The sequence below is a fragment of the Pseudomonas sp. LM13 genome (assembly GCF_041381355.1).
Classification (GTDB): domain Bacteria; phylum Pseudomonadota; class Gammaproteobacteria; order Pseudomonadales; family Pseudomonadaceae; genus Stutzerimonas; species Stutzerimonas frequens.
In genome coordinates this window covers 1-24,200 of record NZ_JACBXH010000004.1, presented here as the reverse complement: position 1 = coordinate 24,200, position 24,200 = coordinate 1, and the positions used below count along the sequence as shown (strand labels likewise).

Annotated in this window: 21 protein-coding genes and 1 pseudogene; 9 read left to right on the top strand and 13 right to left on the bottom strand. The window is 53.9% G+C overall.

Going from position 1 to position 24,200, the window contains the following annotated elements:
* The first annotated feature begins 60 nt into the window (after nt 1–60).
* The 7 genes and pseudogenes from HZR81_RS04975 (at nt 61) to HZR81_RS04945 (ending at nt 9,464) form a co-directional block, all read left to right on the top strand.
* Nucleotides 61–251 (top strand): annotated as a pseudogene (locus HZR81_RS04975) (AbrB/MazE/SpoVT family DNA-binding domain-containing protein).
* Between the two features lie 184 nt (nt 252–435).
* Nucleotides 436–2,835: a type I restriction-modification system subunit M gene (locus HZR81_RS04970; protein WP_500127480.1), complete on the top strand. Its 2,400-nt coding sequence runs from the start codon at nt 436–438 to the stop codon at nt 2,833–2,835.
* Entirely contained in the window at nt 2,832–4,088 is a 1,257-nt protein-coding gene (locus tag HZR81_RS04965) for a restriction endonuclease subunit S (protein ID WP_500127479.1), read from the top strand. Before HZR81_RS04970 ends, HZR81_RS04965 begins: the two co-directional genes overlap by 4 nt.
* A gap of 3 nt (nt 4,089–4,091) precedes the next feature.
* Nucleotides 4,092–4,664 carry a DUF6932 family protein gene (locus tag HZR81_RS04960; RefSeq protein ID WP_500127478.1) on the top strand — a complete coding sequence of 191 codons (573 nt, stop codon included), beginning with the start codon at nt 4,092–4,094 and terminating at the stop codon, nt 4,662–4,664.
* A complete protein-coding gene (locus HZR81_RS04955; protein ID WP_500127477.1) occupies nt 4,661–5,572 on the top strand; it encodes a hypothetical protein in 912 nt (303 codons plus the stop codon). Before HZR81_RS04960 ends, HZR81_RS04955 begins: the two co-directional genes overlap by 4 nt.
* A gap of 72 nt (nt 5,573–5,644) precedes the next feature.
* Nucleotides 5,645–8,755 carry a type I restriction endonuclease subunit R gene (locus HZR81_RS04950; protein ID WP_500127476.1) on the top strand — a complete coding sequence of 1,037 codons (3,111 nt, stop codon included), beginning with the start codon at nt 5,645–5,647 and terminating at the stop codon, nt 8,753–8,755.
* The gene (locus tag HZR81_RS04945) at nt 8,715–9,464 is read left to right on the top strand and encodes a M48 family metallopeptidase (protein WP_500127475.1); all 750 of its coding nucleotides are present in this window, start codon (nt 8,715–8,717) and stop codon (nt 9,462–9,464) included. Before HZR81_RS04950 ends, HZR81_RS04945 begins: the two co-directional genes overlap by 41 nt.
* Nucleotides 9,465–9,640: 176 nt before the next feature.
* Here the strand turns inward: HZR81_RS04945 and HZR81_RS04940 are convergent, their stop codons facing one another.
* The 3 genes from HZR81_RS04940 to HZR81_RS04930 form a co-directional block, all read right to left on the bottom strand.
* Complete coding sequence (locus tag HZR81_RS04940; RefSeq protein ID WP_500127474.1) at nt 9,641–9,946, bottom strand: hypothetical protein; 306 nt, start codon at nt 9,944–9,946, stop codon at nt 9,641–9,643.
* A gap of 503 nt (nt 9,947–10,449) precedes the next feature.
* Nucleotides 10,450–10,848: a DUF6957 family protein gene (locus HZR81_RS04935; protein ID WP_234463404.1), complete on the bottom strand. Its 399-nt coding sequence runs from the start codon at nt 10,846–10,848 to the stop codon at nt 10,450–10,452.
* Nucleotides 10,849–10,851: 3 nt separating this feature from the next.
* On the bottom strand, nt 10,852–11,298 hold the full coding sequence (locus tag HZR81_RS04930) for a hypothetical protein (protein ID WP_200597909.1): 447 nt from the start codon (nt 11,296–11,298) through the stop codon (nt 10,852–10,854).
* A 276-nt stretch (nt 11,299–11,574) separates the two neighbouring features.
* Here HZR81_RS04930 and HZR81_RS04925 point away from each other — a divergent pair, with 276 nt between their 5' ends.
* Nucleotides 11,575–12,030, top strand: a complete 456-nt coding sequence (locus HZR81_RS04925) for a helix-turn-helix domain-containing protein (protein WP_500127555.1) — start codon at nt 11,575–11,577, stop codon at nt 12,028–12,030.
* A gap of 33 nt (nt 12,031–12,063) precedes the next feature.
* On the opposite strand, the gene HZR81_RS04920 is transcribed toward HZR81_RS04925, so the two are convergent.
* From HZR81_RS04920 to HZR81_RS04905, 4 genes are all read right to left on the bottom strand, one after another.
* Nucleotides 12,064–13,305 carry a site-specific integrase gene (locus tag HZR81_RS04920; protein WP_500127473.1) on the bottom strand — a complete coding sequence of 414 codons (1,242 nt, stop codon included), beginning with the start codon at nt 13,303–13,305 and terminating at the stop codon, nt 12,064–12,066.
* 151 nt (nt 13,306–13,456) lie between these two features.
* Nucleotides 13,457–14,071 carry a hypothetical protein gene (locus tag HZR81_RS04915; RefSeq protein WP_200597903.1) on the bottom strand — a complete coding sequence of 205 codons (615 nt, stop codon included), beginning with the start codon at nt 14,069–14,071 and terminating at the stop codon, nt 13,457–13,459.
* A gap of 7 nt (nt 14,072–14,078) precedes the next feature.
* Complete coding sequence (locus tag HZR81_RS04910; protein WP_500127472.1) at nt 14,079–16,163, bottom strand: integrase; 2,085 nt, start codon at nt 16,161–16,163, stop codon at nt 14,079–14,081.
* Nucleotides 16,141–18,447 (bottom strand): hypothetical protein, encoded by a 2,307-nt coding sequence (locus tag HZR81_RS04905; RefSeq protein WP_430731793.1) that lies wholly within the window; start codon nt 18,445–18,447, stop codon nt 16,141–16,143. The genes HZR81_RS04910 and HZR81_RS04905 overlap by 23 nt, the downstream gene beginning before the upstream one ends.
* 91 nt (nt 18,448–18,538) lie before the next feature.
* Between HZR81_RS04905 and HZR81_RS04900 the strand changes: the two genes are divergently transcribed.
* Nucleotides 18,539–18,823 (top strand): YggL 50S ribosome-binding family protein, encoded by a 285-nt coding sequence (locus HZR81_RS04900; protein ID WP_430731795.1) that lies wholly within the window; start codon nt 18,539–18,541, stop codon nt 18,821–18,823.
* On the opposite strand, the gene HZR81_RS04895 is transcribed toward HZR81_RS04900, so the two are convergent.
* From HZR81_RS04895 to HZR81_RS04870, 6 genes are all read right to left on the bottom strand, one after another.
* Nucleotides 18,807–19,901 carry an FUSC family protein gene (locus HZR81_RS04895; RefSeq protein ID WP_013983010.1) on the bottom strand — a complete coding sequence of 365 codons (1,095 nt, stop codon included), beginning with the start codon at nt 19,899–19,901 and terminating at the stop codon, nt 18,807–18,809. The genes HZR81_RS04900 and HZR81_RS04895 overlap by 17 nt on opposite strands.
* Nucleotides 19,902–19,905: 4 nt before the next feature.
* Nucleotides 19,906–21,237: a deoxyguanosinetriphosphate triphosphohydrolase gene (locus HZR81_RS04890; protein ID WP_279641080.1), complete on the bottom strand. Its 1,332-nt coding sequence runs from the start codon at nt 21,235–21,237 to the stop codon at nt 19,906–19,908.
* Between the two features lie 189 nt (nt 21,238–21,426).
* Nucleotides 21,427–21,729, bottom strand: coding sequence for a hypothetical protein (locus tag HZR81_RS04885; RefSeq protein ID WP_200599563.1), 303 nt, complete (start codon nt 21,727–21,729; stop codon nt 21,427–21,429).
* A complete protein-coding gene (locus HZR81_RS04880; protein ID WP_181087170.1) occupies nt 21,726–22,106 on the bottom strand; it encodes a phage holin family protein in 381 nt (126 codons plus the stop codon). The genes HZR81_RS04885 and HZR81_RS04880 overlap by 4 nt, the downstream gene beginning before the upstream one ends.
* A 17-nt stretch (nt 22,107–22,123) precedes the next feature.
* Complete coding sequence (locus HZR81_RS04875; RefSeq protein WP_181087169.1) at nt 22,124–22,525, bottom strand: ElaB/YgaM/YqjD family protein; 402 nt, start codon at nt 22,523–22,525, stop codon at nt 22,124–22,126.
* Nucleotides 22,526–22,853: 328 nt separating this feature from the next.
* On the bottom strand, nt 22,854–24,113 hold the full coding sequence (locus HZR81_RS04870; RefSeq protein ID WP_500127554.1) for an OprD family porin: 1,260 nt from the start codon (nt 24,111–24,113) through the stop codon (nt 22,854–22,856).
* Between the last annotated feature and the right edge of the window lie 87 nt (nt 24,114–24,200).

The window sequence follows — 24,200 nt, the reverse complement described above, 5'->3', positions numbered from 1 at the left end:
AAGCCGTCCTGCCCAAGGCGATACTGCCATACTGAGTTCTTTCACCGTGAGGTCGAAGCGATGGCGACATCAGAGAGCTGGCGAGTTGTCTGCCAAGACCCAGGAGATGGCAGCGGAGACGTCATCGTTGAGCTTCCTCCGGCGCTACTGGAGAAGCTTGGCTGGGCTTTGGGAGATGAGCTGGTCATTGGGGCGACAAGGAAGGAATCTCTCTAAAACTCAAGCCACGATCCGTCGATGCCGCATCCTAGATGCCTGATGTGGAGTTGGCGCCTGTCTTTCAGAAATTCAACATCTCGAAGGCTATTCTGCTGCCGGCCAAGGATGAGGCCTGCTCCGCATTTCTGATACTCTCGCCCCATCCTTCGGCAGGGACGCGGACGGGGCCTTGCCCGCTGCTACCTGCCATATACGTAATGCAAGGTAGTACGCCCGATGGCCATCAAGAAGTCCGAACTCTATTCCTCCCTCTGGAAATCCTGCGACGAGCTGCGCGGCGGGATGGATGCCTCGCAATACAAGGACTACGTCCTGGTACTGCTGTTCGTGAAGTACGTTTCAGACAAGTACGCGGGCGACCCAAACTCTCTGATCGAGGTGCCGGACGGCGGCAGCTTTGCCGACATGGTGGCACTCAAGGGCGACAAAGAGATCGGCGACAAGATCAACCAGATCATCGCACGCCTAGCCGAGGCCAATAACCTTACCGGCGTCATCGACGTGGCCGACTTCAACGACCAGGAGAAGCTCGGCAAGGGCAAGGAGATGGTCGACCGCCTGTCCAATCTGGTCAGCATCTTCAACACGCCAGGGCTGGATTTCCGCAGCAACCGCGCCCAGGGCGACGACATCCTTGGCGATGCCTACGAATACCTGATGCGCCACTTCGCCACCGAGTCTGGCAAGAGCAAGGGCCAGTTCTACACCCCCGCAGAGGTGTCGCGGATTATGGCTCAGGTCATCGGCCTGGCCGGTGCTACTGATAGCAAGCAGAGCATCTATGACCCGACCTGCGGTTCGGGTTCGCTGCTGCTCAAAGCGCACGACGAAGCCAAGAGCGTCACCGGCCTGGATCTGGCTATCTACGGCCAGGAAATGGACAACGCCACCAGCGCCTTGGCCAAGATGAACATGATCCTGCACGACTGCCCCACGGCGGAAATCTGGAAGGACAACACCCTGTACGCCCCGCATTTCAAAGACCCAATGGGCAAGCTCAAGCTGTTCGACTTTATCGTCGCCAACCCGCCGTTCTCTACCAAGGCCTGGAGCAATGGCTTCAACCCGGCAGAGGATGAGTACAACCGCTTCAGCTACGGCATTCCGCCTGAGAAGAACGGCGACTACGCCTTCCTCCTGCACATGCTCACCTCGCTGAAGAGCACCGGTAAGGCGGCGGTGATTCTGCCCCACGGCGTGCTGTTCCGTGGCGGTGCCGAAGGCGTGATCCGTAAGCGCATCCTCCAGCAGGGTTACATCAAAGGTATCATCGGCCTGCCGGCCAACCTGTTCTATGGCACCAGTATTCCTGCCTGCATCATCGTGTTGGACAAGGAGGGCAGTGCCGGGCGCAAGGGCTTGTTCCTGATCGACGCCAGCAAGGGCTTTATCAAGGACGGCAACAAGAACCGTCTGCGTGAGCAGGACATCCACAAGATCGTCGATACCTTCACCGAGCAGCATGAGGTGGATAAATTCGCGCGACTGGTGCCCATGGCCGAAATCGAGGCCAACGACTTCAACCTGAATATCCCGCGCTATATCGACACCAGCGAAGCAGAGGATCTTCAGGACATCGAAGCCCACCTGCATGGCGGCATTCCCGAGCGTGATATCGACGCCCTGCATGCTTACTGGCAGGTAATGCCTAACCTGCGCGGCGCGCTATTCGAGCCTCTGCGCCCAGGCTACCTCAGCCTTAAAGTCGCCATCAGCGAGATCAAGCCAACCATCTTCGGCCACCCCGAGTTCGACGCCTTCCGTCAGACGGTGGCGGGCCTGTTCGAAGCCTGGCGTGACGAACACCACCCGAACCTTGCCGGCATCGCCATTGGAGATCAGCCCAAGGCGCTGCTCAGAGAGTTGGCCGAAGATCTGTTGCACCGCTTCGAGGCAGCGCCGCTGCTGGATGCCTATGACGTCTACCAGCACCTCCAGGACTACTGGTACGCCACCTTGCAGGATGACGTGTATCAACTGGTCATCGATGGCTGGCAGCCGCTGATCGCTAGTGGCACGAGCCAGGGCGAACCCAATACCGACCTGCTGCCGCCCGAGCTGGTCGTACAACGCTATTACGCCGCCGAAGCTGCCGCCATCACTGAGCTGGAAGCCAAGCGGGATGCCATCAGCCGCGAGCTGGAAGAGCTGGACGAAGCGCAGGGCGGCGAAGACGGCCCGCTGGCCGAAGGCAAGACCGACAAAGGTAAGCTCACCGCCGCCAGCGTCAAGGCACGTCTGAAAGCCATAAAACATGACCTCGACGCAGATGAAGAACGTCAGGCGCTGGAACAATGCCTGGCGCTGATCGAGCGCGAAGCCGAGGCAAGCAAAAAGGTGAAAGCCGAGCAGAAGGCACTGGATGCAAAGGTGCAGGCCCACTACACCCAGCTCGGCGAAGCCGAGCTGAAAATCCTTGTGGTCAACGACAAATGGCTGGCCACCCTGCAAGCCGATGTGCAGACCGAGCTGGATCGCGTATCTCAGGCCCTGACTGGTCGTATCCGCCTACTGGCCGAGCGCTATGCCACACCGCTGCCAGCGCTAAATGCTGAGGTGGAAGCGCTAGCGGCCAAGGTTAATGCGCATCTGGCAAAGATGGGGTTTGAGGTATGAATGGTTATAAAGACACTGAACTGGGACGGCTACCGCATGACTGGGATGTCACTCAGCTTAGTGACTTGGTTGATCCGGCAAGAACCATTCGATACGGAATCGTCCAACCAGGCGAATATGAGTCAAGCGGCAGACTGCTGATCAGGGGGCAAGACTACTCGAAAGGTTGGGTTGATGCAGACGAGATGTTCAGAGTTTCCAGTTCAGTCGAAGAGCGGTACATAAATGCCAGAGTAAAGACTGGAGACCTAATAATTACAATTGTCGGCGCGGGCACAGGGCATGTTGAAGAGATACCCTCTTGGCTAGACGCCGCAAACTTGACCCAAACGACAGCCAGGATTGCTGTCAATCCGGAAAAAGCTGACTCCAAATTTTTGAAGTACATGCTTTTAAGCAGCTTTGGGCGAAACCAAGTTTCAAATTATGTGAAGGGGGCTGCTCAACCAGGCTTAAACTGTGGCGACGTTGAGAGATTTACGCTGCCGTTGCCTGTATCTATCGATGAGCAAAAAGCAATCGGAATTTCACTGAAGCTAATTGACGATTTTATTGTCTCTCTGAGTCAACTGATCGTCAAAAAACGCGACATCCAGCAAGCCACCATGCAGCAACTCCTTACCGGCCAACGACGCCTACCGGAATTTAGTGAGGGGTGGGAAGTGAAGCGACTTGGAGAGCTTGTTTCTCGGCTATCGAATGGCTGTATTTATACTCAAGATGATAAAGCTGGTGTCCCAGTCACTAGAATTGAGACCATATCAGACGGAATCATCAATTTTGCGCGCGTAGGTTATGCAAAAATCGCCCCCGAAATAGAGCCATACAAGCTACAGCAAGGCGATATACTTTATAGTCACATCAATAGCATTGACCATATTGGAAAAGTGGCTCGCTATTTAGGTGGAAGGTCACTTTATCATGGGATGAATTTAATTCTGTTGCGGCCTATCTCAGGCGTTGATAGTGGATTTTTATTCTTCCTGCTCAGTTCTGAGCCAATCAGACGCATTGCTAGAACGCTGGCAAAACAAGCGGTTAGCCAGGCAAGTATCAACACAGCAGAATTGAGAGCCTTGGAATTAAGAGTCCCTAGCCATTGCGAGCAGGTTGCGATAGCCGGCACCCTCTCCGACATGGAGAACGAACTTGCCACCCTTGAAGCCCGCCGCGACAAAGCCCAGCAGCTCAAGCAGGGCATGATGCAGGAGCTGCTTACTGGTAGGATCCGTCTAACTAATCAAGGAGTCTGATGGATGATTCCCGCATGGACAATGGCTGGCGTATTGCCCCCAATACGACCTCAACAACCAGGGCATAGCTCAGATCGCTCGCCCTATGAGGTGGGGCTTTGCGATTTTATTGAACAGTTTGCTTTTACGCCTGAGCGCACTGAAATCTTGAAAGGTTTCCTCGACTACCGTGCAGCACTTCATGGCGCAGGACTGACAAACGGGTTTCAGTGGGTGGACGGCAGTTTCATGCAGGACGTTGAAAACCATGAAACCCGCCCCCCAAATGACGTAGATGTAGTGACCTATTTTCATCTGCCAACAGGGGAGACTCAAGTCTCACTTTTCGCTAAAGCACGTAATTTGCTTAGCAACGCCCATGTAAAAGCGACCTATAAAGTAGACGCCTATCCTCATGTGCTAGGAGAGCCAACGGATACCCGGCAGGTGCGCCAAATCAGCTACTGGTACAGTATGTGGTCGCATCGCCGAGATGGTCTTTGGAAGGGTTTTTTACAGATAGACTTGAGACCGGACGAGGACGCTGAGGCTCGGCGAGTATTGAGTCAAAAAGATTCGCAGGAGACGGCAAAATGAGTACGACCCGCTTATCTATTGAATCGGAAATCAAAGAACTTCGGGAAATTTTGGCTAGCATTCCGAACGAAAATGTTATTGAAAGAATTTCTTTCGAAGAGCGTCTGGCAGCAGCCGAGATAGCTCTTGCCAACGCCCCTGCCAACCGTATATTAGAGAAAGCACGCCTAACCTTTAGAGGCCGTCCGGTTATAGGTAGCCATGGAATATCTGCTGATTTTGCCAGCAAAGCTACGGGGGCGTTTACCGATGCATTTGCTGCCGTTGCCGCAAGTCTAAATAAAAGTCTTAATTTTATGGGGCCTATTCCGGATAAAAGCAGAAATCAGTTGCTGATTACCGGTACTGCCATAGGCTCTTTTGGTTTTGAGTTCGAATTACCAACCACACAAGAAGACCTATTTCCAGAGCCAGAAAAAGGTGAAGAGGCTCTAGAGAAAATTCAAGCGCTATTACGCACGACTGCCGAAGGCTCCGACGATGATGTAGCAGAACTGGTCGAAGAAATTCACCCTAGAGCGGTAAGAAAGGTCGCTGAATTTCTTAGCTATTTAGCACAGCAAGACTCTTGGTGTGGATTGGAATTTAAAAGGCGCTTTTTCCGTTTCAGCGACATCCAGCAACTTCAATCTTCAGTAGAGCGTTTACAAGACGAAAATATTCAGGAGCAGCAGGAATCCTACCGAGGGGAGTTTCAAGGTGTGCTGCCTGGTGCTAGGACATTCGAATTCAAGCTTAGTGATCAGTCTGGCCTTATCAAAGGCAAGGTCGACCCTGCCATCGAGGATCCCGACATTTTGAATCGGGAGTGGTTACACAAGCACGTTCAAGTGAAATTGCATGTGATCCGTGTAGGTCAAGGACGACCGCGCTTCACGCTTTTAGATCTGGCATCGATTACCCCATAAAGGTATCCGGTGCGATTGATGAGGCTGGCGGAGTAAGGACTTACATTGCGTGACGCAAAAGGAAATCGACTGATGAGCAGCACCGTCGGCCAGATCGAAAAAATGACTCAGCAGCGCGTGGTTGCGCTCTTCCAGCAACAGCTGGGCTACAAGTACCTGGGTGACTGGGCTGAGCGCTCTGGCAACGCCAATATTGAGACCGAGCTGCTCCGTGGCTGGCTAGCTGGGCAGGGCGTTGAAGCCAATTTGGCTAGCCGGGCCATCTTCGAGCTGAACAAGGCTGCTAACGATGCCAGCAAGGGCTTGTATGACCGCAACAAGGTGGTGTACGAGCTGCTGCGCTACGGCGTGAAGATCAAGCCTGAGGTGGGTGAAAACACCCAGACCGTCTGGCTGATCGACTGGAAGCATCCTGGGCACAACCACTTCGCGATTGCCGAGGAAGTCACCGTCAAAGGCGCTGATGCCAAGGCCAACACCAAGCGCCCGGATATCGTGCTCTATGTAAATGGCATTGCCCTCGGCGTATTGGAACTCAAGCGTTCCAAGGTGGCGGTTAACGAGGGCATCCGGCAGAACCTGGATAACCAGAAGGCTGAATTTATCCACCCATTCTTCTCCACCATGCAGTACGTGATGGCCGGCAACGATACCCAAGGCCTGCGCTACGGCACCATCCAGACCGGCGAGAAGTACTACCTCACCTGGAAGGAGGAAAACGCGGACAGCGCGGCTGCCGATAATCTGCTGGATCGGCACCTGCTTCAGCTGTGCAACAAAACGCGCTTTCTGGAGCTGATTCACGACTACATCGTGTTCGACAGCGGGGTGAAGAAGCTCTGCCGGCACAACCAATACTTCGGCATCCGCGAGGCGCAGCGCTACCTGCGTAAGCGCGAGGGCGGAATCATCTGGCACACCCAGGGCTCGGGTAAGTCGCTGACCATGGTCTGGCTGACCAAGTGGATTCGGGAAAACATCCATGATTCGAGGGTGCTGATCATCACCGACCGCACTGAGCTGGATGAGCAGATCGAGAAGGTGTTTACCGGCGTCAACGAGCAGATTGTGCGCACCACCAGCGGCGCCGATCTGATCGAGAAGCTCAACCAGCCATTGCCCTGGCTGCTGTGCTCGCTGATCCACAAGTTCGGCACCCGCGAGGATGCCGATGTCGAAGACTTTGTGGAGGAGCTGCGCAAGAGTCTGCCGCCAGACTTCCGTGCCAAGGGCGATCTCTATGTGTTCGTCGACGAGTGCCACCGCACCCAGTCCGGCGAACTTCATAAGGCGATGAAGGCCATCCTGCCCAATGCCGTGTTTATCGGCTTCACCGGCACGCCGCTGCTCAAGGCCGACAAGCAGAAGAGCATTGAGGTGTTTGGCCGCTACATCCACACCTACAAATTTGACGAGGCGGTGTCCGATGGTGTGGTGCTCGACCTCCGCTACGAAGCCCGCGACATCGACCAGAACATCACCTCGCAGCAGAAGATCGATCAGTGGTTCGAGGCCAAGACCAAGGGCCTGAACGACCTGGCCAAGGCCCAGCTCAAGCAGCGCTGGGGCACCATGCAGAAAGTACTGTCGAGCCAGTCGCGGCTGGAGAAGATCGTCGCCGACATCCTTCTCGACATGGCTACAAAGCACCGCCTGGCCGATGGCCGTGGCAATGCCATGCTGGTCACCAGCAGCATCTTCGAGGCCTGCAAATGCTATGAGCTGTTCTGCAAGGCCGGGATGGGCGACAAGTGCGCCATCGTCACCAGCTACAAGCCTTCGCCAGCGGATATCAAGGGTGAAGCCACTGGCGAAGGACTGACCGAGAAGCTACGCCAGTACGAAATCTATAACCAGATGCTGGGCGACAAAGACCCGGAAACCTTCGAGAAGGAGGTGAAGCAGCGCTTCATCAAGGAACCGGGACAGATGCGTCTGCTCATCGTGGTGGACAAGCTGCTGACCGGCTTCGACGCGCCTTCCGCGACCTACCTCTACATCGACAAACAGATGCGCGACCACGGCCTGTTCCAGGCCATCTGCCGGGTCAACCGTCTGGACGGTGAAGACAAGCAGTACGGCTACATCATCGACTACAAAGACTTGTTCAAGCAGCTGGAAGGCGCCATCGGCGACTACACCAGCGGTGCACTGGACGGCTACGACAAGGCCGATGTGGCAGGCCTGCTGGAAGACCGGCTGAGCAAGGCCCATGAAGACCTGGAGGAAGCCCGCGAGGCAATCAAGGCCCTGTGCGAACCGGTGGAGAAGCCCAAGGACACGCCTGCCTATCTCCGCTTCTTCTGCGGCACCGACTCAGGTAATGCCGAGGTGCTCAAAGCCAACGAGCCGAAGCGCCTAAACCTGTACAAGATGACCTCCGCGCTGATTCGCTGCTTCGGCAATCTAGCCAACGAGTTGGAAGAGGCCGGGTATAGCGCCAGAGAAATCAGCGAGATCAAGGATGAGGTCGATCACTTCACCAAGGTGCGCGATGAGGTGAAACTGGCCAGCGGCGACTACATCGACCTGAAGGCTTACGAGCCGGACATGCGCTTCTTGATCGACACCTACATCCGTGCCGATGACAGCGAGAAGATCTCTGCCTTCGACGATATGTCGCTGATCCAGCTGATCGTGGAGCGTGGTGTCGATGCGGTGGACGCTCTCCCCAAGGGCATTCGCGAAAGCCAGGAAGCCGTCGCCGAGACCATCGAGAACAACGTGCGCAAGTTGATCATCGATGAGTCGCCGATCAACCCGAAGTACTACGAGACCATGTCTTCGCTGCTCGATGCACTGATCGCCAAGCGCAAGGAAGACGCCATCAGCTACCAGGAATACCTAGATGAGGTGGTGAAGCTGGCTCAGCAGGCCAAGAACCCAACCAGCTCGACCAACTATCCTGGCTCGATCAATAGCGCTGCCCGCAAAGCGCTGTATGACAACCTGGGTCAGAATGCCGGCCTGGCATTGGCTGTGGATGCCGCTGTGCTGGACAGCCGACAAGACGACTGGCGCGGCAATGCCATGAAGATCAAACGTGTGCGCCTGGCGATCAAGCATGTGCTGGATCAGTGGGGCAAAGCCGCCGCCGAGGCCTTGGGCGACTATTCAGCAGGACAGGACAACGAGCGGCTGGATGCCTTGCTGGAACTGGTCAAGCATCAGCATGAGTATTGAGTCCCGCAACATCACGGTCAGCGGTTTGACCGTGGAGGTCGTGCGCAAGCCGATCAAGAACCTGCATCTGGGCGTTTATCCGCCGCAAGGACGTGTGCGTGTGGCCGCGCCGTTGGCGGTAGATGACGAAGCCGTGCGCCTGGCAGTCGTAGGTAAGCTCGGCTGGATCAAACGCCAGAGGGCCAAATTTCAGGCCCAGCCCCGGCAATCCGCTCGACGCATGGTCAGCGGCGAAAGCCATTACTTTCTGGGGCAGCGGTATCGGCTACGCGTGCACGAGAGCAGTGGTACAGCACTGCATATAGCGCTGCGCGGGAAGGCCTGCATGGATCTTTTCGTGCGACCGGAGACAACCGTCGAGCGACGCGAGCAGGTGCTTCAGGACTTTTATCGTGCAGAGTTGAAGCGCCTGGTGCCAGAGCTGCTGGAAAAGTGGCAACCGAAGCTAGGCGTTGAAGTAAGGGCCTGGGGCATCAAACGGATGAAGACCAAGTGGGGCACCTGCAACATCGAAGCCCGACGCATCTGGCTCAACCTGGAGCTGGCCAAGAAGCCCGTGCAATGCCTGGAGTACATCCTGGTGCATGAGCTGGCCCACCTGCATGAGCGGCATCACAACGAACGTTTCACCTCTCTCCTCGACCTCCATTTGCCGCAATGGCGAACTCTGCGCGAGGAGCTGAATAGTTCAGTGCTGACAGAGTTTTAAGCCAGTGTGGTGGGTGGACGCCAGATCTTTTGGTGCCCAAAGCAAGGCATGGCGCTAAGCGGTTGATGGCAGTTGTTGACCAGATTAATTAGCGAGAAGGGCGTGGAGCGGTGCGTATTAGCCAAGTACCGGCGAATAGCAGTCAGGCTGAATCCACGCCATGAAGATGCCAAATCTCATACTTCAAGCTCTATTTCCAACTTCTTGCGTAGAAGACGTCTTATCGCTTCCGTATCCAGTGCTGTATCAACTCGATTGAAGGCCCCCCAAATCTCCCAATATAAAAATCCCGGAGCAGTAAGAGCCAATTCTCCGCACTCGTTCTTAGCATTTTCCATCAAACTATCCACTGCTTTTTGATAGTCATCCGGTACTGACTTGCCACATGTGTAATGCCAAAGGTGATAGTACTCCTTCTTGAGTTCACATAAATCCTCAATTAACTTCGCGAGGATCTGATGCTGTTCGGCTATCGTCGGCATTGATACATTTTCCTAGTAGTGGCTACACACGGAAAGTGTAGACGACTCTTAGCTATACATACATCAACATATACACCAAAGATCTGATGTCAGCCAGGCCTTACCAAGGGAATGGCAGGTCAATCTACATTGCATAAGCAGCCTAAGCTAGTTCAAGAGGCGCCAGGGCACGCGCAACCTAGCTTCCCCAGAAGCCTTGAAATGCATCAGCGAATACCATCCGATTTTGCGTTCAAAAGTCGCGATCACGTAGAAACTGCCGCTCGTTGTATGTAGTACCCAGAAGCCGCTTTCTTTATAAAGGTGGATAACATCGGATGTGCGAATTGTTGTCCCTTCCCTGAATACTTTACGTGAGCTGTGATGACTGAAAACGCGACCCACGGCAGACCTAGCGAAGATATGGACATCAGTGAGGTATCCAGTCACGCGCCATGAAAATTGGGTGTTTTGTGCTTTTATTAGACACAGCTTTGTGCGCCTGGAAAGCTCTGTCATAGGCATCAAAAAATCCGTCCGAGAGTCTCAAGAGAAGCTCTTGTTCTGATGCCATCTCCCATTAAAATATAAACTGTACTTAGGGTTTGGAAAATGAACCCTTGCTCGAATTTGTGTAGATAGCTTGTGCGCACAAAGTCGCCTACATCCCAACGGCGCTGACTATCGTAAATCACTGTGTGTGCGTAGATGACGACTGGTTGACGGTTAGTTCTAGTCAACTCGTTGAGTTGCGCTGAGGTGACGTCCAGATCTATCCAGCGCCAATCAGAAATGAGGCAGTACTCAGAGTATGGGTGGCGCTCACGGGCAATCCGAACAGCCTCATCCTGACTGACCTTTGCTCCAGGCATCTGTATTCCATCGCCGTAGAGCAGATCGGTTATCTCATGCAATTCTTTCATCGCTTATCCACCGTAATACCGACGCGCAGGTGGCTCGGCGGTGTAGAGCACTACATCAGACCCCATCTGAACTTGACTAGCCATCAGTTTGGTCGGCCCTCCGAATTGATAGCAATTGAACTTGGTGTGCACGAGATGGAATATTTCGCCCCGCTTGGTTCGCTGCTCGATCAGTTTTAATACATCAGCAACTGCAATTCCCTTGTTGTCAGGAAAATCGCAGCTTACGACCGCTTGAAAGCTTCGGATGAATAACCCTTCTCCTGGTTCTTTGAGCGTCCGCTTAATGATCTCGGGATCATTTGTAGCTATTGTATTTACAACACCATTGGTTTCGGTACTGGCCAGCGTAATGCTCATCCAGCGCTCGCTGCCTTTCTTATTGAGGCACCAAAGTCCTGCGCTTTCTGACTTGAACTCAAAGTCTATATGTCCGGCTTGAGCAACCATGGTGTTCCTCCGCTTAAAATATCTGTTCAGTCGCTATGCCGCCGTGGAGGCGGGGTGTCATTCAGGGCGGCAGGAGCAGAAGCTGGACATCGCTCTTTGCGGACTCGGTTAGGGGGCCGCTGGCTGCAATCACACCTGCTTGGCTGGTGCCAAGGATTTCAATTGGCATTTATTGACGGGGGTTTCTGATAAGATCATGCGACACATCGTTAGCTTATCAGCTAACGATGTGTCGCGTCAAAATTGGTTTGATGCTCGTTTTTGAGCGCGAAGAAAATGAGGCTTGAAAAGGTTTTGGGGCAGGTGCTGCGGGATGCCAGGCTCCAAGCTGGTCTGACACGCACTGAGTGCGGCGAAGTCCTTCATATTTCAAATCTGAGCCAGATCGAAAACGGCCAAACCCTTCCTCGCATCGATACGCTTGCCGCTCTCTGCAAGGTGCTCGGTGTCGCTCCCAGCGATGTTCTGCTGGTTGTTGAAGCGCGTTGCTCTGGTCTCGACGTTGAAGAGCAGATAGTGCTGAGTAATAAAAGGCTTAGGGCTTTGCTGAGTGCGGGGCGGTTTGAGTCAGTTGTTCAAGAGGATGCGCTTCGGGGAATTCGAGGGCGGAAGGCAGACAGTACTCGTGACTCCGTGAAGCGCATGCAGGGTGAAGGTCTACAAAAAGACGAGATCGCTCGTAGGCTAGGGGTGACACTCAGGACTGTTCAGAGGTACTGGGCTAGAGGGTAAGCTAGGATCCCCGCGCACTGGTCGTGCAGTCGCTCATGCAAGGTCAAGATCCATGGCTGCCGTCAGAGCCTCTTCTCGCTTGATGTATTTCTCCTTGCTGATTTTCCCTCTTTTGAAATCTTCTAAGAGCTGTTTTCTCCGACGCTGGTAGGTTTCATAAGTCCTGGCAACTTGGACGTTATGGATGACCTGTTCGTACTTGGATTTTTCCCTAAAGGCGGCGTCCACATAGTTAAGCAAACTCTCAAGCGTTGCGTGGCCGCTCAAGGCCATGGCGCGCTCGGCCAACATCTTGTTTGTCATTAGTGTTTGCCTGAATGAGTCGGGGCTCAGGGCCTGTGTTTCAGCAATGAGCTTAGCCACAATGTTGGTGCAGAAAGCATGCCTGAAGAGGTGCGAGCAGGCTTGTTCCTCGATGCCCGCTGCACGTCGAATTAACGAAAACTCGGTCGTCAAGGTATCTATCCCTAAGGGGCGTCCGCCTCGCTCTGTCACTAGTAGAAAACCGTGGTCTGGAGCGTCCTTGAATCGCTTCATGATGGAGCGGCGGTCGCCGCGAATGTAGTTCAGGAGGTCTTCTATCATTGGTGGGCTAAGCTCAAGCTCACGAGTCAGCCCAGTCCCGCCTCTCTTCAACGTGGAAAGTCGAATTATTGGCTTTTTAATTTTGCTAGCAGCGAAAACTTGTGCAACAGTAATCGCCTGAATCTCGGCTCGACGGCCACCCAGCTCCTCGAACAGGGAAATCATCAGATGCCGACGATTGCATAAAAATTCCGATGTGGACATCTCATCAATCGCGTTGTGCAACTTTGCGATGGTGGCTTCGCCAATAGGTCTGCGGGTCTTTTTGGCACTGGCCGTCCTGAACGACCTGTGGTGAACGCTGGAGCGTTTGATGGCTTTTCCATTTCGGTAGAAAACTGAGTCCACCATCTCAATAGAAATGGTTCCACCTATTCCAACGAAATTATGAATTCCATTCATCTCTCCCACATGTGAGAGAAAGCTTAAACATCTTCTGCCTATGCTGGTAATTGTGCGCTCAGTTCTTTTTAGCTGAGTGGGATTGTTTAGTTTTGTCTGCTTGCGGAGTCCGTCGATGAAGTCGCAAAAATCGTCGTCGGAAAGGGCTATGAAGTTGAGTTTGTTATAGTAACAGAATCTAATCAGGTGACTGATCTGCCCGGCGTATTCACCAAAGGTACCCCCTTTGGTTCCAAATCTTGATGGGCCATTGCCGCCACGGCTGGGTTGCATGCGCGTCTTGATCATGTAGGCGTTGGCCTGCAAGCAAGGCGAGCCATCAGGCCAAGTCATGAATGGTATATTGCTACTATCAAGTGTATGCAGTTTATCGTGCGATAAATAGTCGTATAGTCGCAGTCTCGGGATTGGAGTGAACAATTGAGATGCTTCGGGGTACTCAATGATTCGCTTTGCCATTTGGCACCAACTGCAAATGATTTTTCATGGATAGAACGGTCACGTCATCAAAGGGGGCAGGATTCAACCCTAGTATCTTGATGATTCTGTTGATTGCGTCGTTAATTCTCTTTTGCCGCAATCCCGTATTCGTGGTGTCAGAGATCGTGATCAAATCTTTCCGGTTAATCTCCAGTGCCTGTATTAAAACCATATTTACCGCTTGGAGTGTGGAAATCGAAGACTTGAGTTCTTCGACCTGATCCTCCAGTGCAGAACGAGTACGTTTATTTGGAGGCGTCAGTTCCTTCCTGAATTTGCGTATAGCATTCTGTGCATGTGCCCGCAATTTTTCTAAGTGCTGAAAATCTTTCTCAGGCTCATTGTCGGCGAGCCTTTTCTTTAGAGTGTTAAGGCTTATGGGATGGATTGTGAAGCTTTCATTCTGTATGAAGAACTCAATGTCCAAAGAGCATAAGCCACCTTGGCTCTTCAGTGCGTTCAGAACTTTTTCGTTGTCAGTATAGTTACCTGGTGATTGCCCTATATCTACCAGTAATTTGAAGATGTTCGCTATGGATTGATCAATCAGCTCGCGCTTGGGTAGTGTGTTCATTTTATTCTCAGCTGACAATGAATAGGACTTGCATGGATTTACCATTTTCATCGTTGAAAAATTTTGGCTCAATCCGAGCTTTACCTTCTTCAAGCATCGCCGAAAGGTAGTCTTCGATTTTTTGCTCGTCGACCAAGGAGAATTTGGTGGTGCTGAATTCCGCAAACAGCAGATCCTGCAAATTCTGGTAATTGTCTAACCGTTCGTGTTTGGCGAGGTCAGCAAAATAGCGGGCGCCCGCGCCCCTGAGATCTTTGGGCTCTAGGCACTCGGTCAAGTAGTGCCAAACGTGTTCAATGTCGCGGTGTCCGAGCATCCAGCGAAGGGTATCCAACTCGCCGAAGCTATTGGTGTAGAAAAACATAATGGCAAAAAAGCGGCGCAGTTGGTGCTGGCGTACGTAGTAGCGTTCCCCGTCAGCAGTGATATCGCTTTCGAAGTAGTCGCAGGCGAAGTCCAGATGGCGGTTGTACAGGTGAAGCGAGCAGTCCTGTAATCCTTTGTGCCCCAGCGACGATGGGGTCGCGAAGAGGCCGGTCAGATCGTCGATAACCCGGAGACGCTTGAGTAGCTTTTGAAAGCGGCGAAGCTCCTCGATCATTTCCACGGCAATGGCGTCAATAGGCCGAGACTCACGCTGCCGCATTCCCAAGGCGTCGCGGGTGGATTTCTCCAAGTTGAAGACGAGCCATGATTTGCTTTTGTCCAAGCAGTTCGCAGCGTCCAGAGTGACCAACTCGTCAATGCGCCGCGCCATGATCATCCCAACGACCATCTGTATGCTGCCCAGGTAGACGTATACCAGCTCAAGCAGTCCGTGGTTGGCGCGCAGGTGCTGGAAGTACTGCTCCCGGCTGCCTTTTCGAGGAGATTTATTATTGGTGCTGCGGTTGCTGGATAGGCCTAACTTTTTGACGCCGAAGTTAGCGAGCTCCGGGCCGATAATTCTCAAAAAGTCCTCTTTGGATTGTTGGGTCATTGAGATATTCTGAGCGTGACTACGCGCTGCTACCCTGATGAAACCGTTCAGGATCTTCCTCCCATGTTCGACATGGAATTCCACACTGCGGCGGAATAGCTTCAACAGGTTGTCTGACGGCACGCTTCTGAATCGGGAAGATTCGTTGAGTTTTGGAATGTACTCTGTGATGGTGTTGGTATCTGCGGGTGCGGATAACCCTAACGTATTGAGTGTCGCGCTATTCACGAGCGCGTACCGATAGTAATAGTATACGGTGTCTTGGAGGATATCAGACTCGCCTGTGGTGACTCTGACCCCTGGATACTCGCGCTTGTAGTTGATTTCGTTGGGGTAGAAATTAAGTACTTCGAGAGCCGATTTTGGCGTTTGTCGCCCACGCAACGTGTCTGGGTAGATGCGCTCCGAAAGTGCTTTTGTGCTTACCTTGTAGCCATTGCTACTATTCCCGTAGTACAGATTAGCCTTCATGAGTGCCGCACGAATCCTCGGGATATCAGCCACGGTGATATCGAGTTTGAGATTCTCACACTCATCGTCGCTCACCTCCAACATACTTGGATACTTGGCAAAGATTATCTCGGCCTCGTTATCGCTGAGATTGCACAGCTGAGCATTGCAGAACGCGGATGAGCGTTCAGGCCATGCATAAACGGAGTCTTCAGCCCATGGAGTAGAGGCAAGATGGTTGAGAATTCCTTTCAAATCATCGGCGCTCAAGGCGCCAAGGCCGAACTTGATAAGGCCAAGCCTTCTTGAGTGTATCAACAGGTAGTCAATGAGTCTTAACGTGCATGACAGACGCATGTTTTGGGTCACGGGCGCGCGCGTGGAAAACTCTTCATTGACTCCGTTCGCACCAATTATGAGCAGATGTTGCAACGACCGTAATAATTTTTCGTTCTTGGCCTCAGTCAATAGACTGCCATCCCCAAGATGTACCGTCCAATCGAGTTCTATGGGTTTTTTTTGGTGGGCCTGAATTGCCCAGCGATGCTTATAGAAGTCACTTAGCAGCCAGGGTGCTGACGTATGAGGCGCTAGTTTTGTTATCACAAAGTCATCGAGAAATTCATACCCGGTGCTGGATTCACGCCCAGTGAGCAGGGACATAGATCAATGCCTCCATCTTTTTCGCATCAACTAGTTTCAGCGCAGCATCTAGGTGTTGCTTCAGCAGGCGGTTATAGCCGCTTGTGATTTCAGATTTAATTTTGTCTGCAAATGACGCCCAGTATTCCGCTTTGCCGCATACGCGGGCCCGATCAGTGGAGGTTTTGACTGCTGCTTCAAGTGAGAGCAAAGAAGCCAGGAACGGCACGCCGATAGAAAAAACAGCCTCACTAGCCTCGGTAATTGTCCGCTGTTCTGTGCGCTCAGGATCTGAAGCTTGGTAGGGAATCTCTTTAATTCGGTGGTTATCCAGAAAAGCATCCAGTTCATCCATGGTGTTGAATCGGGTCACTCGGAGGAGATGGTGACTATTCTTCATGGCTTCACAGACGAGCGCTTTCTGAAAGATCCGGATCCACCGAGCTTTGATGAATGCCAATAGAGCGTCCGGTAGGTAGTGGCTGAGCAGATCTGGGTAATAGTGCTCATGGCCGAGGGCCTTAGACATGGCTTCGCTACTTTTACTATGAATAAAGATTTCAACCGCCCTAGATGCCCGGATCTTGGTCAACCGTACTCGTTTGATGAATTCGACCAGCTGGGCAACCGGCAGGTCGCTGTGGGGCTTGAATTGTGTGATCAGTTGTTCGCGTAAGCTAGAATTGCCACGAAAGGTATGTTCGTTCCAGATGGTTACATCGGCCTTATTAAAGCTGAAGGCTTTCCCTGAAGTGATAAATAGGTAGCGATAGCTGTCTTTCCCTTGCGCGCGTAGCTTTCTCCGTCCAGAGCTAGTTATCTCGATAATATCCTTCACTATGTTGAAAGAAGTGTCATTGAGCTCGATGACCTGCTCTCGAACATCTGGATTCTTGCGGTCTTTGTATCCAGTTAGCAGGCGCTTCTCTTCGTTAAATCCCACCAATTGACCTTGCTGATTGTAAAGCTCGAAGCTCTTTAGAAACTCGGTCGTGATTTCAGGATGCTCAAGCACTAATAAGCACTGAAGTGGGAACAGACTTCCTGTAACGGGGAACCCGTAAATGTTGGCAAGATCCGCGGCATCGAAGTTTTCACCGGTGAGTCGGTTGTAAATCTTGCAAAGGAAACTTGATGGCACCTTAGAGTCGGCGGCCTCCAGTGTCGCGCAGATGTCAGCCAGTGTGTACCGGTTTACGATTCCCCGGCCTTGGTACTCGATGATCGGGGTGCCGCTCTGAGCGAGCAAGACACGACGGGCCTTTCGGGATTTCAGGTCTGCAACCTGATGGATTGCCCAGTTACGAACTGTGGCAAGGTCGTTCTTGATGTGGAAAAACAGTACGTCAACGGCTTCTGAATCGGTTACGTAAAGGGGAATGCTCGTAAGTAGCTTTTCTTGGACAAGCAGCCCGCCTTCTCGCTCTTCTAGTTTGGTTTCAGATCCATGCTTGGTTGACGGTGGTGGTCGCTTGATTGGTGAGGTTAGCTTTGCCCATACCCCAGTTTTGCATAGGCACTTCTCAATCGATGTTATAAATCTGCCCCAGTTTTTGATTTGTGATTTTGCATCCTTCTGGGCTTCCTTTGCCTCGCTGAAGTAAGCAACTGTAAAGGCCTGTATGAAACTTTTCACGCCTGCCTCGGTTTTGAAGGTGCTCCGGGGCCATATGGTGTGGTGCTCACCGAGATAGTCGAACATGTAGTTCCATTCAACGCGAAATGCGCCAGGTCGGCCACGGAAGTACCTTTCAATTTCTGCGAAGATGGCCTCTACAAATACCCGCCCATAAGGGGCTACGAGCTGGGCGAGCCGTACGTACACACCAGTTTCGTCCGGGCGCAGGATTGACCAACCTTTCCAGTACCAACGTTTGTACTCATTAGCCGAAGCAATCTCCGCGCACACGCTTGCATCTGGTTTGAACAGGGAGAAGTTCCAGGAAAAATCGTGAGCTTCAGGAAGCTGCGCTAGAGCCGTCGTGAGCGATTGATAGAGGCAACGGCATAAGGTTTCACGCTTTTTTTCTGGAAGCTCCACTAGAGCATTGCCTGCCATGGCGGAGGAGAATCCACGCAAGATCCCCTCGATACAGGGGCTTCTGACCGTGTCCATGGTGATCCGTTGGCCGGTAATGTCACAGTAGGCCTCCAACAGTTGTATGGACGCGTGGACGCTGTATTTTCTGAGACCGAAGATTTTTTGGTGGTCGGCTGCCCCTTGGATAATCAGATTCGCCAACTCTGGGTCGATTGCAGCCAAAGGGTGATAGCGGATAGCTTGGGTTTTTTTGATAATTGTCATTTTTCTTTTGCTTCCATTGGCGTCTTAATCAATCGTTTCAGAGCTGTTTAGAAGATAATGACAATGTTCTCAAAATAGTCAAAACAAAGAGCTGGGCTTCGAGATCAATCTCACCTATCGCGAAGGTATCGAAAGCAAGGCCGTGGACGACTTCCTCGAAGCATTCATCAGCGAGGCGATGGAAGCCAACGAGCTTGGTTATATCGGCGGTGAAGACTACGGTTTCGTCTGCCTGGCGCGCCGTGGTTCGGTCACCGAAGAGCAGCGCGCCAAGGTGGATGCCTGGCTGAAAGGCCGTAGCGAGCTTGCCGAGTACAACGTCAGCCCTCTGATGGATGTGTGGTATCCGGAAAACCCGATCAGGACCGAGAAGTAGTCTGCTCGTCGGTTCGTTGCGCTGCTGCCAGCTGGGCTTTCCTTCGTGAGCGCCTGGCCAGCAGCAGATGCAGCAGGTGCATCAGCGTTGCGATGAGCAACGCAACGCCCACGCCGAGGCTGGCATTGATGAGGCGTATCTGCGGCAGGTTCCAATCCTGCGCCAGGGTTTCTGCCAGCAGCAGGAAGAGCAGGGTGGTCTGCAGCACGAACAGCCCGTAGTGATTCGCCTGGAAGGCCCTGCCGAGCACAACCAGCGGCAGCAGGATCATCACCATCAGCGGCGGGTCGGCCAGGCCATGTCCGATGTAGATGAGGATGGCGGCGGCGGCCAGGATTCCAAGGCTGGCCTGCAGAGCGCGAACCAGGCTGCGCTCGAGGTCCATCTGCAATGTGGTGAACACCGCCAGCGTCAGCCAGTAGCCTCTCGGCAGCTGCGCCATGTTCACGATCACACCACCCAGCGCGCCGGCCAGCATGTAGGTCAGCGCGTGTACTCGCCATTGCCGGATCGGCGTCCGTCGAGCGTGCCGCCGCAGCACCCGCAGGATGCTCAGCAATCGTGGCATGTACGGCCACATACGCAAGCCATGCATGCCGCGCAGACCGAACGCCAGCAGCGTCACCCACAGACCGCCAAGCGCGAACAGCACGGCAATCGCATAGGGGTTGTTGAAATCGGCGACGCCATGCTGGCCCTGGCCGAGGCACAGGCAGATCGCCAGGCCGATGCCGAGTTTGCCGGCCTCGCTGCCATATCGTTGCAACCAGGCCAGAAGCAAACCGTAGAAGGCGAACAGGCCGAGGCTGATCAACGGGTGGGTGGCTGACCAGAAACCCAGGCCGGCACTGCCGGCGCCCAGTGCGATAAGGAGCAGCATCCGCAGCATGCCGAAGCGATGAAGCGGATTGGCCTTGGCGGCCTGGAATGCACCTACCGTCGCCCAGAGAAAACCCGGGTGACCACTGAACAGGCCCAGCAACAGCGGCAGCGCACAGCCGAAGCCTGCGACCATCGCCGCGCCCCAGGCGGGGCGCCCGGGATGCCAATGAATGCTTTGCCGCAACAGACGCTTCATGGGGTCAGACCGGGCTGGAGCGACCGGTCATTTCTCCGGCCATTTCCGTGGCGTAACTGTCGGTCATGCCGGCGATGAAATCGATCATTCGCTGAAACGACTGGTAGAGCGGTAGCTCGGGAGAGGGTGCGCTGCGTCCGAGCAGATCGAGGATCCGCTGGTTCTTGAATGAAGGTGTACCGCCACGATGCTGTTCCAGCGCCGCCCCGCAGAAAGCGTTGAGCAGGATCTCCAGCGTCGTGTAGGCGCCGATCTCGTGCAGGGTCTTGCGTTTGTCCTGGAAAATCTTCTGGCGGGCCATCGCTTTCGCCTGCACCACGCAGGCCTTGGCAGGACCATGCATATGCTCGACCAGGTCGCCCGGCAGTTCGCCGCGCAAGAGGTTATTCTGCTGTTCGACGAACGCAGCGGCAGCGGCATTGGTCAGGTGCTCGATGGCCTTGCCGCGCAGGATCGCCAGCTTGCGGCGCCTGGAGTCGCCTGGGCCGAGTTGGCGATAGGTTTCCGGAATGTCGTCGCCAACCAGCGCCAGCAGCAGTTCCTCGACTTCCGCGTACTCGAGCAGCTCCATTTCGAGGCCATCTTCGAGGTCGATCAGCCCGTAGCAGATGTCGTCCGCGGCCTCCATCAGATACACGAGGGGGTGGCGCCCCCAGCGCTGGTCGGCAACCTTCGGCAGGTTCAGCTTGTGTGCGATCTGCTCCAGCAACGACAGCTCGTTCTGGTAGCAACCGAACTTGTGTTTCTTGTACCCCAGCGCCTCGGCATGGCGAGACGTCCATGGGTATTTGAGATAGGTGCCCAGCGTGGCGTAGGTAAGCCGGGTGCCTCCGTCGAACTGGTGATACTCCAGCTGCGTGAGCACACGGAAGCCTTGGGCATTGCCCTCGAAGTTGAGGAAGTCCGCCCGCTGCGCATCCGTCATGTCGTCCAGCCAACCGCGTCCCGCAGCCTGCTGAAACCAGCAGCGAATGGCATCCTCCCCGGAGTGGCCGAATGGCGGGTTGCCGATGTCATGGGCAAGGCAGGCCGATTGCACGATCATGCCGAGGTCGGCCGGGCTGCACCATTCGGGCAGGTTTTCACGCAATACTTCGCCCACGCGCATACCCAGCGAGCGACCGACGCAGCTGACTTCCAGCGAATGGGTCAGGCGCGTGTGGATATGATCGTTGCTGGATACGGGGTGCACCTGCGTCTTGCGCCCGAGCCGGCGGAAGGCCCCGGAAAAAATGATCCTGTCGTGATCCTTGTGAAACGGACTTCGTCCGAGTTCTTCGGTGCTGTGAACAGATTTTCCGAGTCGTTCACGATTGAGCAATGTGTGCCAGTCCAAAGGGCTATCTCCTTGTTGCCGCCAGGTTCCTGGCATGCCGACAGCGCCAGTGTGGCGCATTCCATGTGGGGATTACAGATCTGACCAGCACCCGTAGGGCCGAATTCATGCGGCCATGAATTTGCCGGCAGCGGCCGAACACGTTCGGCCCTACGGTTCAGCCATTTCGTCGCGGATCAGGCAGCCTGATTACTGCCGCAGTTTGCGAACCAGCGGATAGAGCGTGATGCCCAGCCGGGCGAGCTTGCCCACTTTACCCAGGCGTGGCCCGAATATCGCGAGGACGACGGTCGCGGCCAGCATCAATGGGCTTTTATCGGTGTGGTGCCCGGAAGCTGTGCCACGGTTGATAATCATGCCCTTTATGCGCTGTACCGGATGGGCCAGAGGCTGTGAGTGATAGAGGATCTGCTGACGATTCATCTCCATGCGCAGTCGAATCAGATCTTTGCGCATGGTCAGATCGCTGGATGTGCTCAATGGAGTGCTCATGGTAGTAAACGCTCCTGATTGCGGGCCAGTTCCTCGACTGTTGCCTGGAAGGGCGAAGCGCACGCCTTGGCGAGGCGAATGGCCCTGCTGATGCATATCGCAAGGACAATCGCATAAACCCCACAAAGAATCAGAATGGCCGCGATGGGGTTGGTTTCCCAGAAGGCGATGACAATGGCCGCTGATAGTCCTACCAGAACCAGCAGACCCAGGATCAGGCTTATGCTGGCCAGGAGGAACAACCTGAATACACGGCTACGTTCTTCCTGAAGCTCTATTCCCAGCAGTTCCAGATGCCCTTGAAGAAGGCCGACAAGCGCACCGCCCATTTTTTTCAGGGACGGTGCGGGCGCTTCATCGGAATGTTTCGCTTCCATTGGCCTGCTTTCCTCTATCAGCGGCGCATGATCATGCCGAGAAGAAAGCCGGCGCCTGCAGCGATACCAATGCTTTGCCAAGGGTGCGTTTGAACATATTCCTCGGTGCACTGAATGGCGGCCTCGCTCTGATCACGCAACGTGCCTTCCTGCTCTTTCAGCATTTCCCGAGCACGATTCATATTGGCGGTGATTTTCTCGCGCAGCTCTTCGGTCTGGCTGCCGGCAGTTTCCTGAGTGTGCTTGAGCAGGCGCTCGGTGTCGGCGATAAGCGTATGGAATTCTTCGATCAGCGCGTTCTGGGCGGCCTGAAGATTGCGGCGGTGGGCAGATTTATCGATCAGCGACGAAGGGCTTGAAGTGGATGCGTCGGGAATTGGGGTGTTATCGCTGGTGCCAAAAGTGGATTCGGTAGACATCTGCAGCTCCTCTTGAGTCTTGTGGGACGAAAAGTCCCGTTGCCTCAGGTTTCGAGCATGACAACGGCGCAAGGTTCCCGCTTCGGTTTGAATGACGCGGCAGATAAGTTGCAGGCGATAAGCGGCAGGCGGTGAGTAAGTGGTTTGGAACTGGCTTCGGCGGGGCATGGTGGGTGGAGGAAGTGCCTTCCAGGGAGTCACCTGCCAATACACAAATCCGAGGTGTAGTTTGAAATATTTGAAGGCATAACCCAACAAACTTCCGAAAAAAGAGAAACCCGCCGAAGCGGGTTTCCTATCTACTGCATCGAGATGCGGTAGGCCGCTATTACATCAGCGGGATGGTGTAGCTGACGATCAGACGGTTCTCATTAGCATCGCGGTTGTTGGTGCTGCGATATGTAACGTTACGCCATTTAACACCGAGATTCTTCAAGGCGCCTTCTTGGAATACGTAGCTGATATCGGTGCCGCGCTCCCACTCTTTACCACCGTTGGAGCCGTCAGTTCTATCGAAGCCATCACCGCTGACGTAGCGGGTCATCAGGCTCAGGCCGGGAATGCCGATGGCGGCAAAGTTGAAGTCGTAGCGGGCCTGCCATGATTTTTCATCAGCTTTGGCAAAGTCCGGACCAGTCATTACATAGTTCACCAGATAAGGATCGGACCAGCCGCCGACGAAGGCGAAGCCGGTATCACCATTCATTTCCTGATAGCCCAAGCCAAAGCTATGGCCGCTGACCGAGTAGGTGACCATTGCGCCCAAGGCCTTGTTGTCGACATTAGAAGAGCCATCGTCTGTCGAGCGGGCATAGCGCAGATCGGTTTTCAGCGACTGCTTCTCACCAAGCGGTAGAACATGAATCAGATTGAAAGAGTGCTGCTTGTAAGCTTCTTCAAGATTGCTGTAGTAATAGGCACCGGTAAGGTTGTCCATCAACTTGTAAGTAGCACCAGCAAAAATGAAATCATCAATGCTACCGCCGCCTAATGAAGCACCGTTCAGAAGTGCTGTCAGGTCATCATAGTTCGAGTCGTTACGCTGGTTAACTTCCGTTATGTAACCCGCATCTAATGTCAATCCTTCAACTTCATTGGAGACGATCTGTCCGCCTTTGAAGGTTTGTGGGAGCAGGCGAGAGTCACTGCGGTGAAGAGCCATGTTCTTTGGCTCAAGCGTGCCAACTTTCAGAATTGTCTTGGAGATTTTTACTTTGGCAGTTAGGCCAAGCTGGGAATAATCATCGGGTGCAGACCCATCATTATCGACCGGCAGTAAGTTTGTTCCGGTGCGGTCAGGGCTGGAGTCGAGTTTTACCCCCAACAGACCCAGAGCATCGACGCCGAAGCCGACAGTGCCTTCGGTGAATCCTGACTCAACTCGTAGCAGGAAGCCCTGAGCCCACTCTTCTGCCTTGCTCTTTGCAGTACTAGCGTCATCGCGGAAATCACGGTTCATGTAGAAGTTACGCAGCTCCAGGCCAGCCTTTGTATCTTCGATAAAAGCAGCTTGAGCCATGGAAGGAATGGCTAGGGTTGCTCCCAGAGTGGCCAGGGCCACGCCCCGGGCGATTGGGGTCTTGAGCATTTCTTGTTCTCCTCGTTGGATGATGCTCTGAAGGTCGCTCTTGCGGCGATATGCAATAAAACATTTCATCATTGTTTCAGCCTTTAG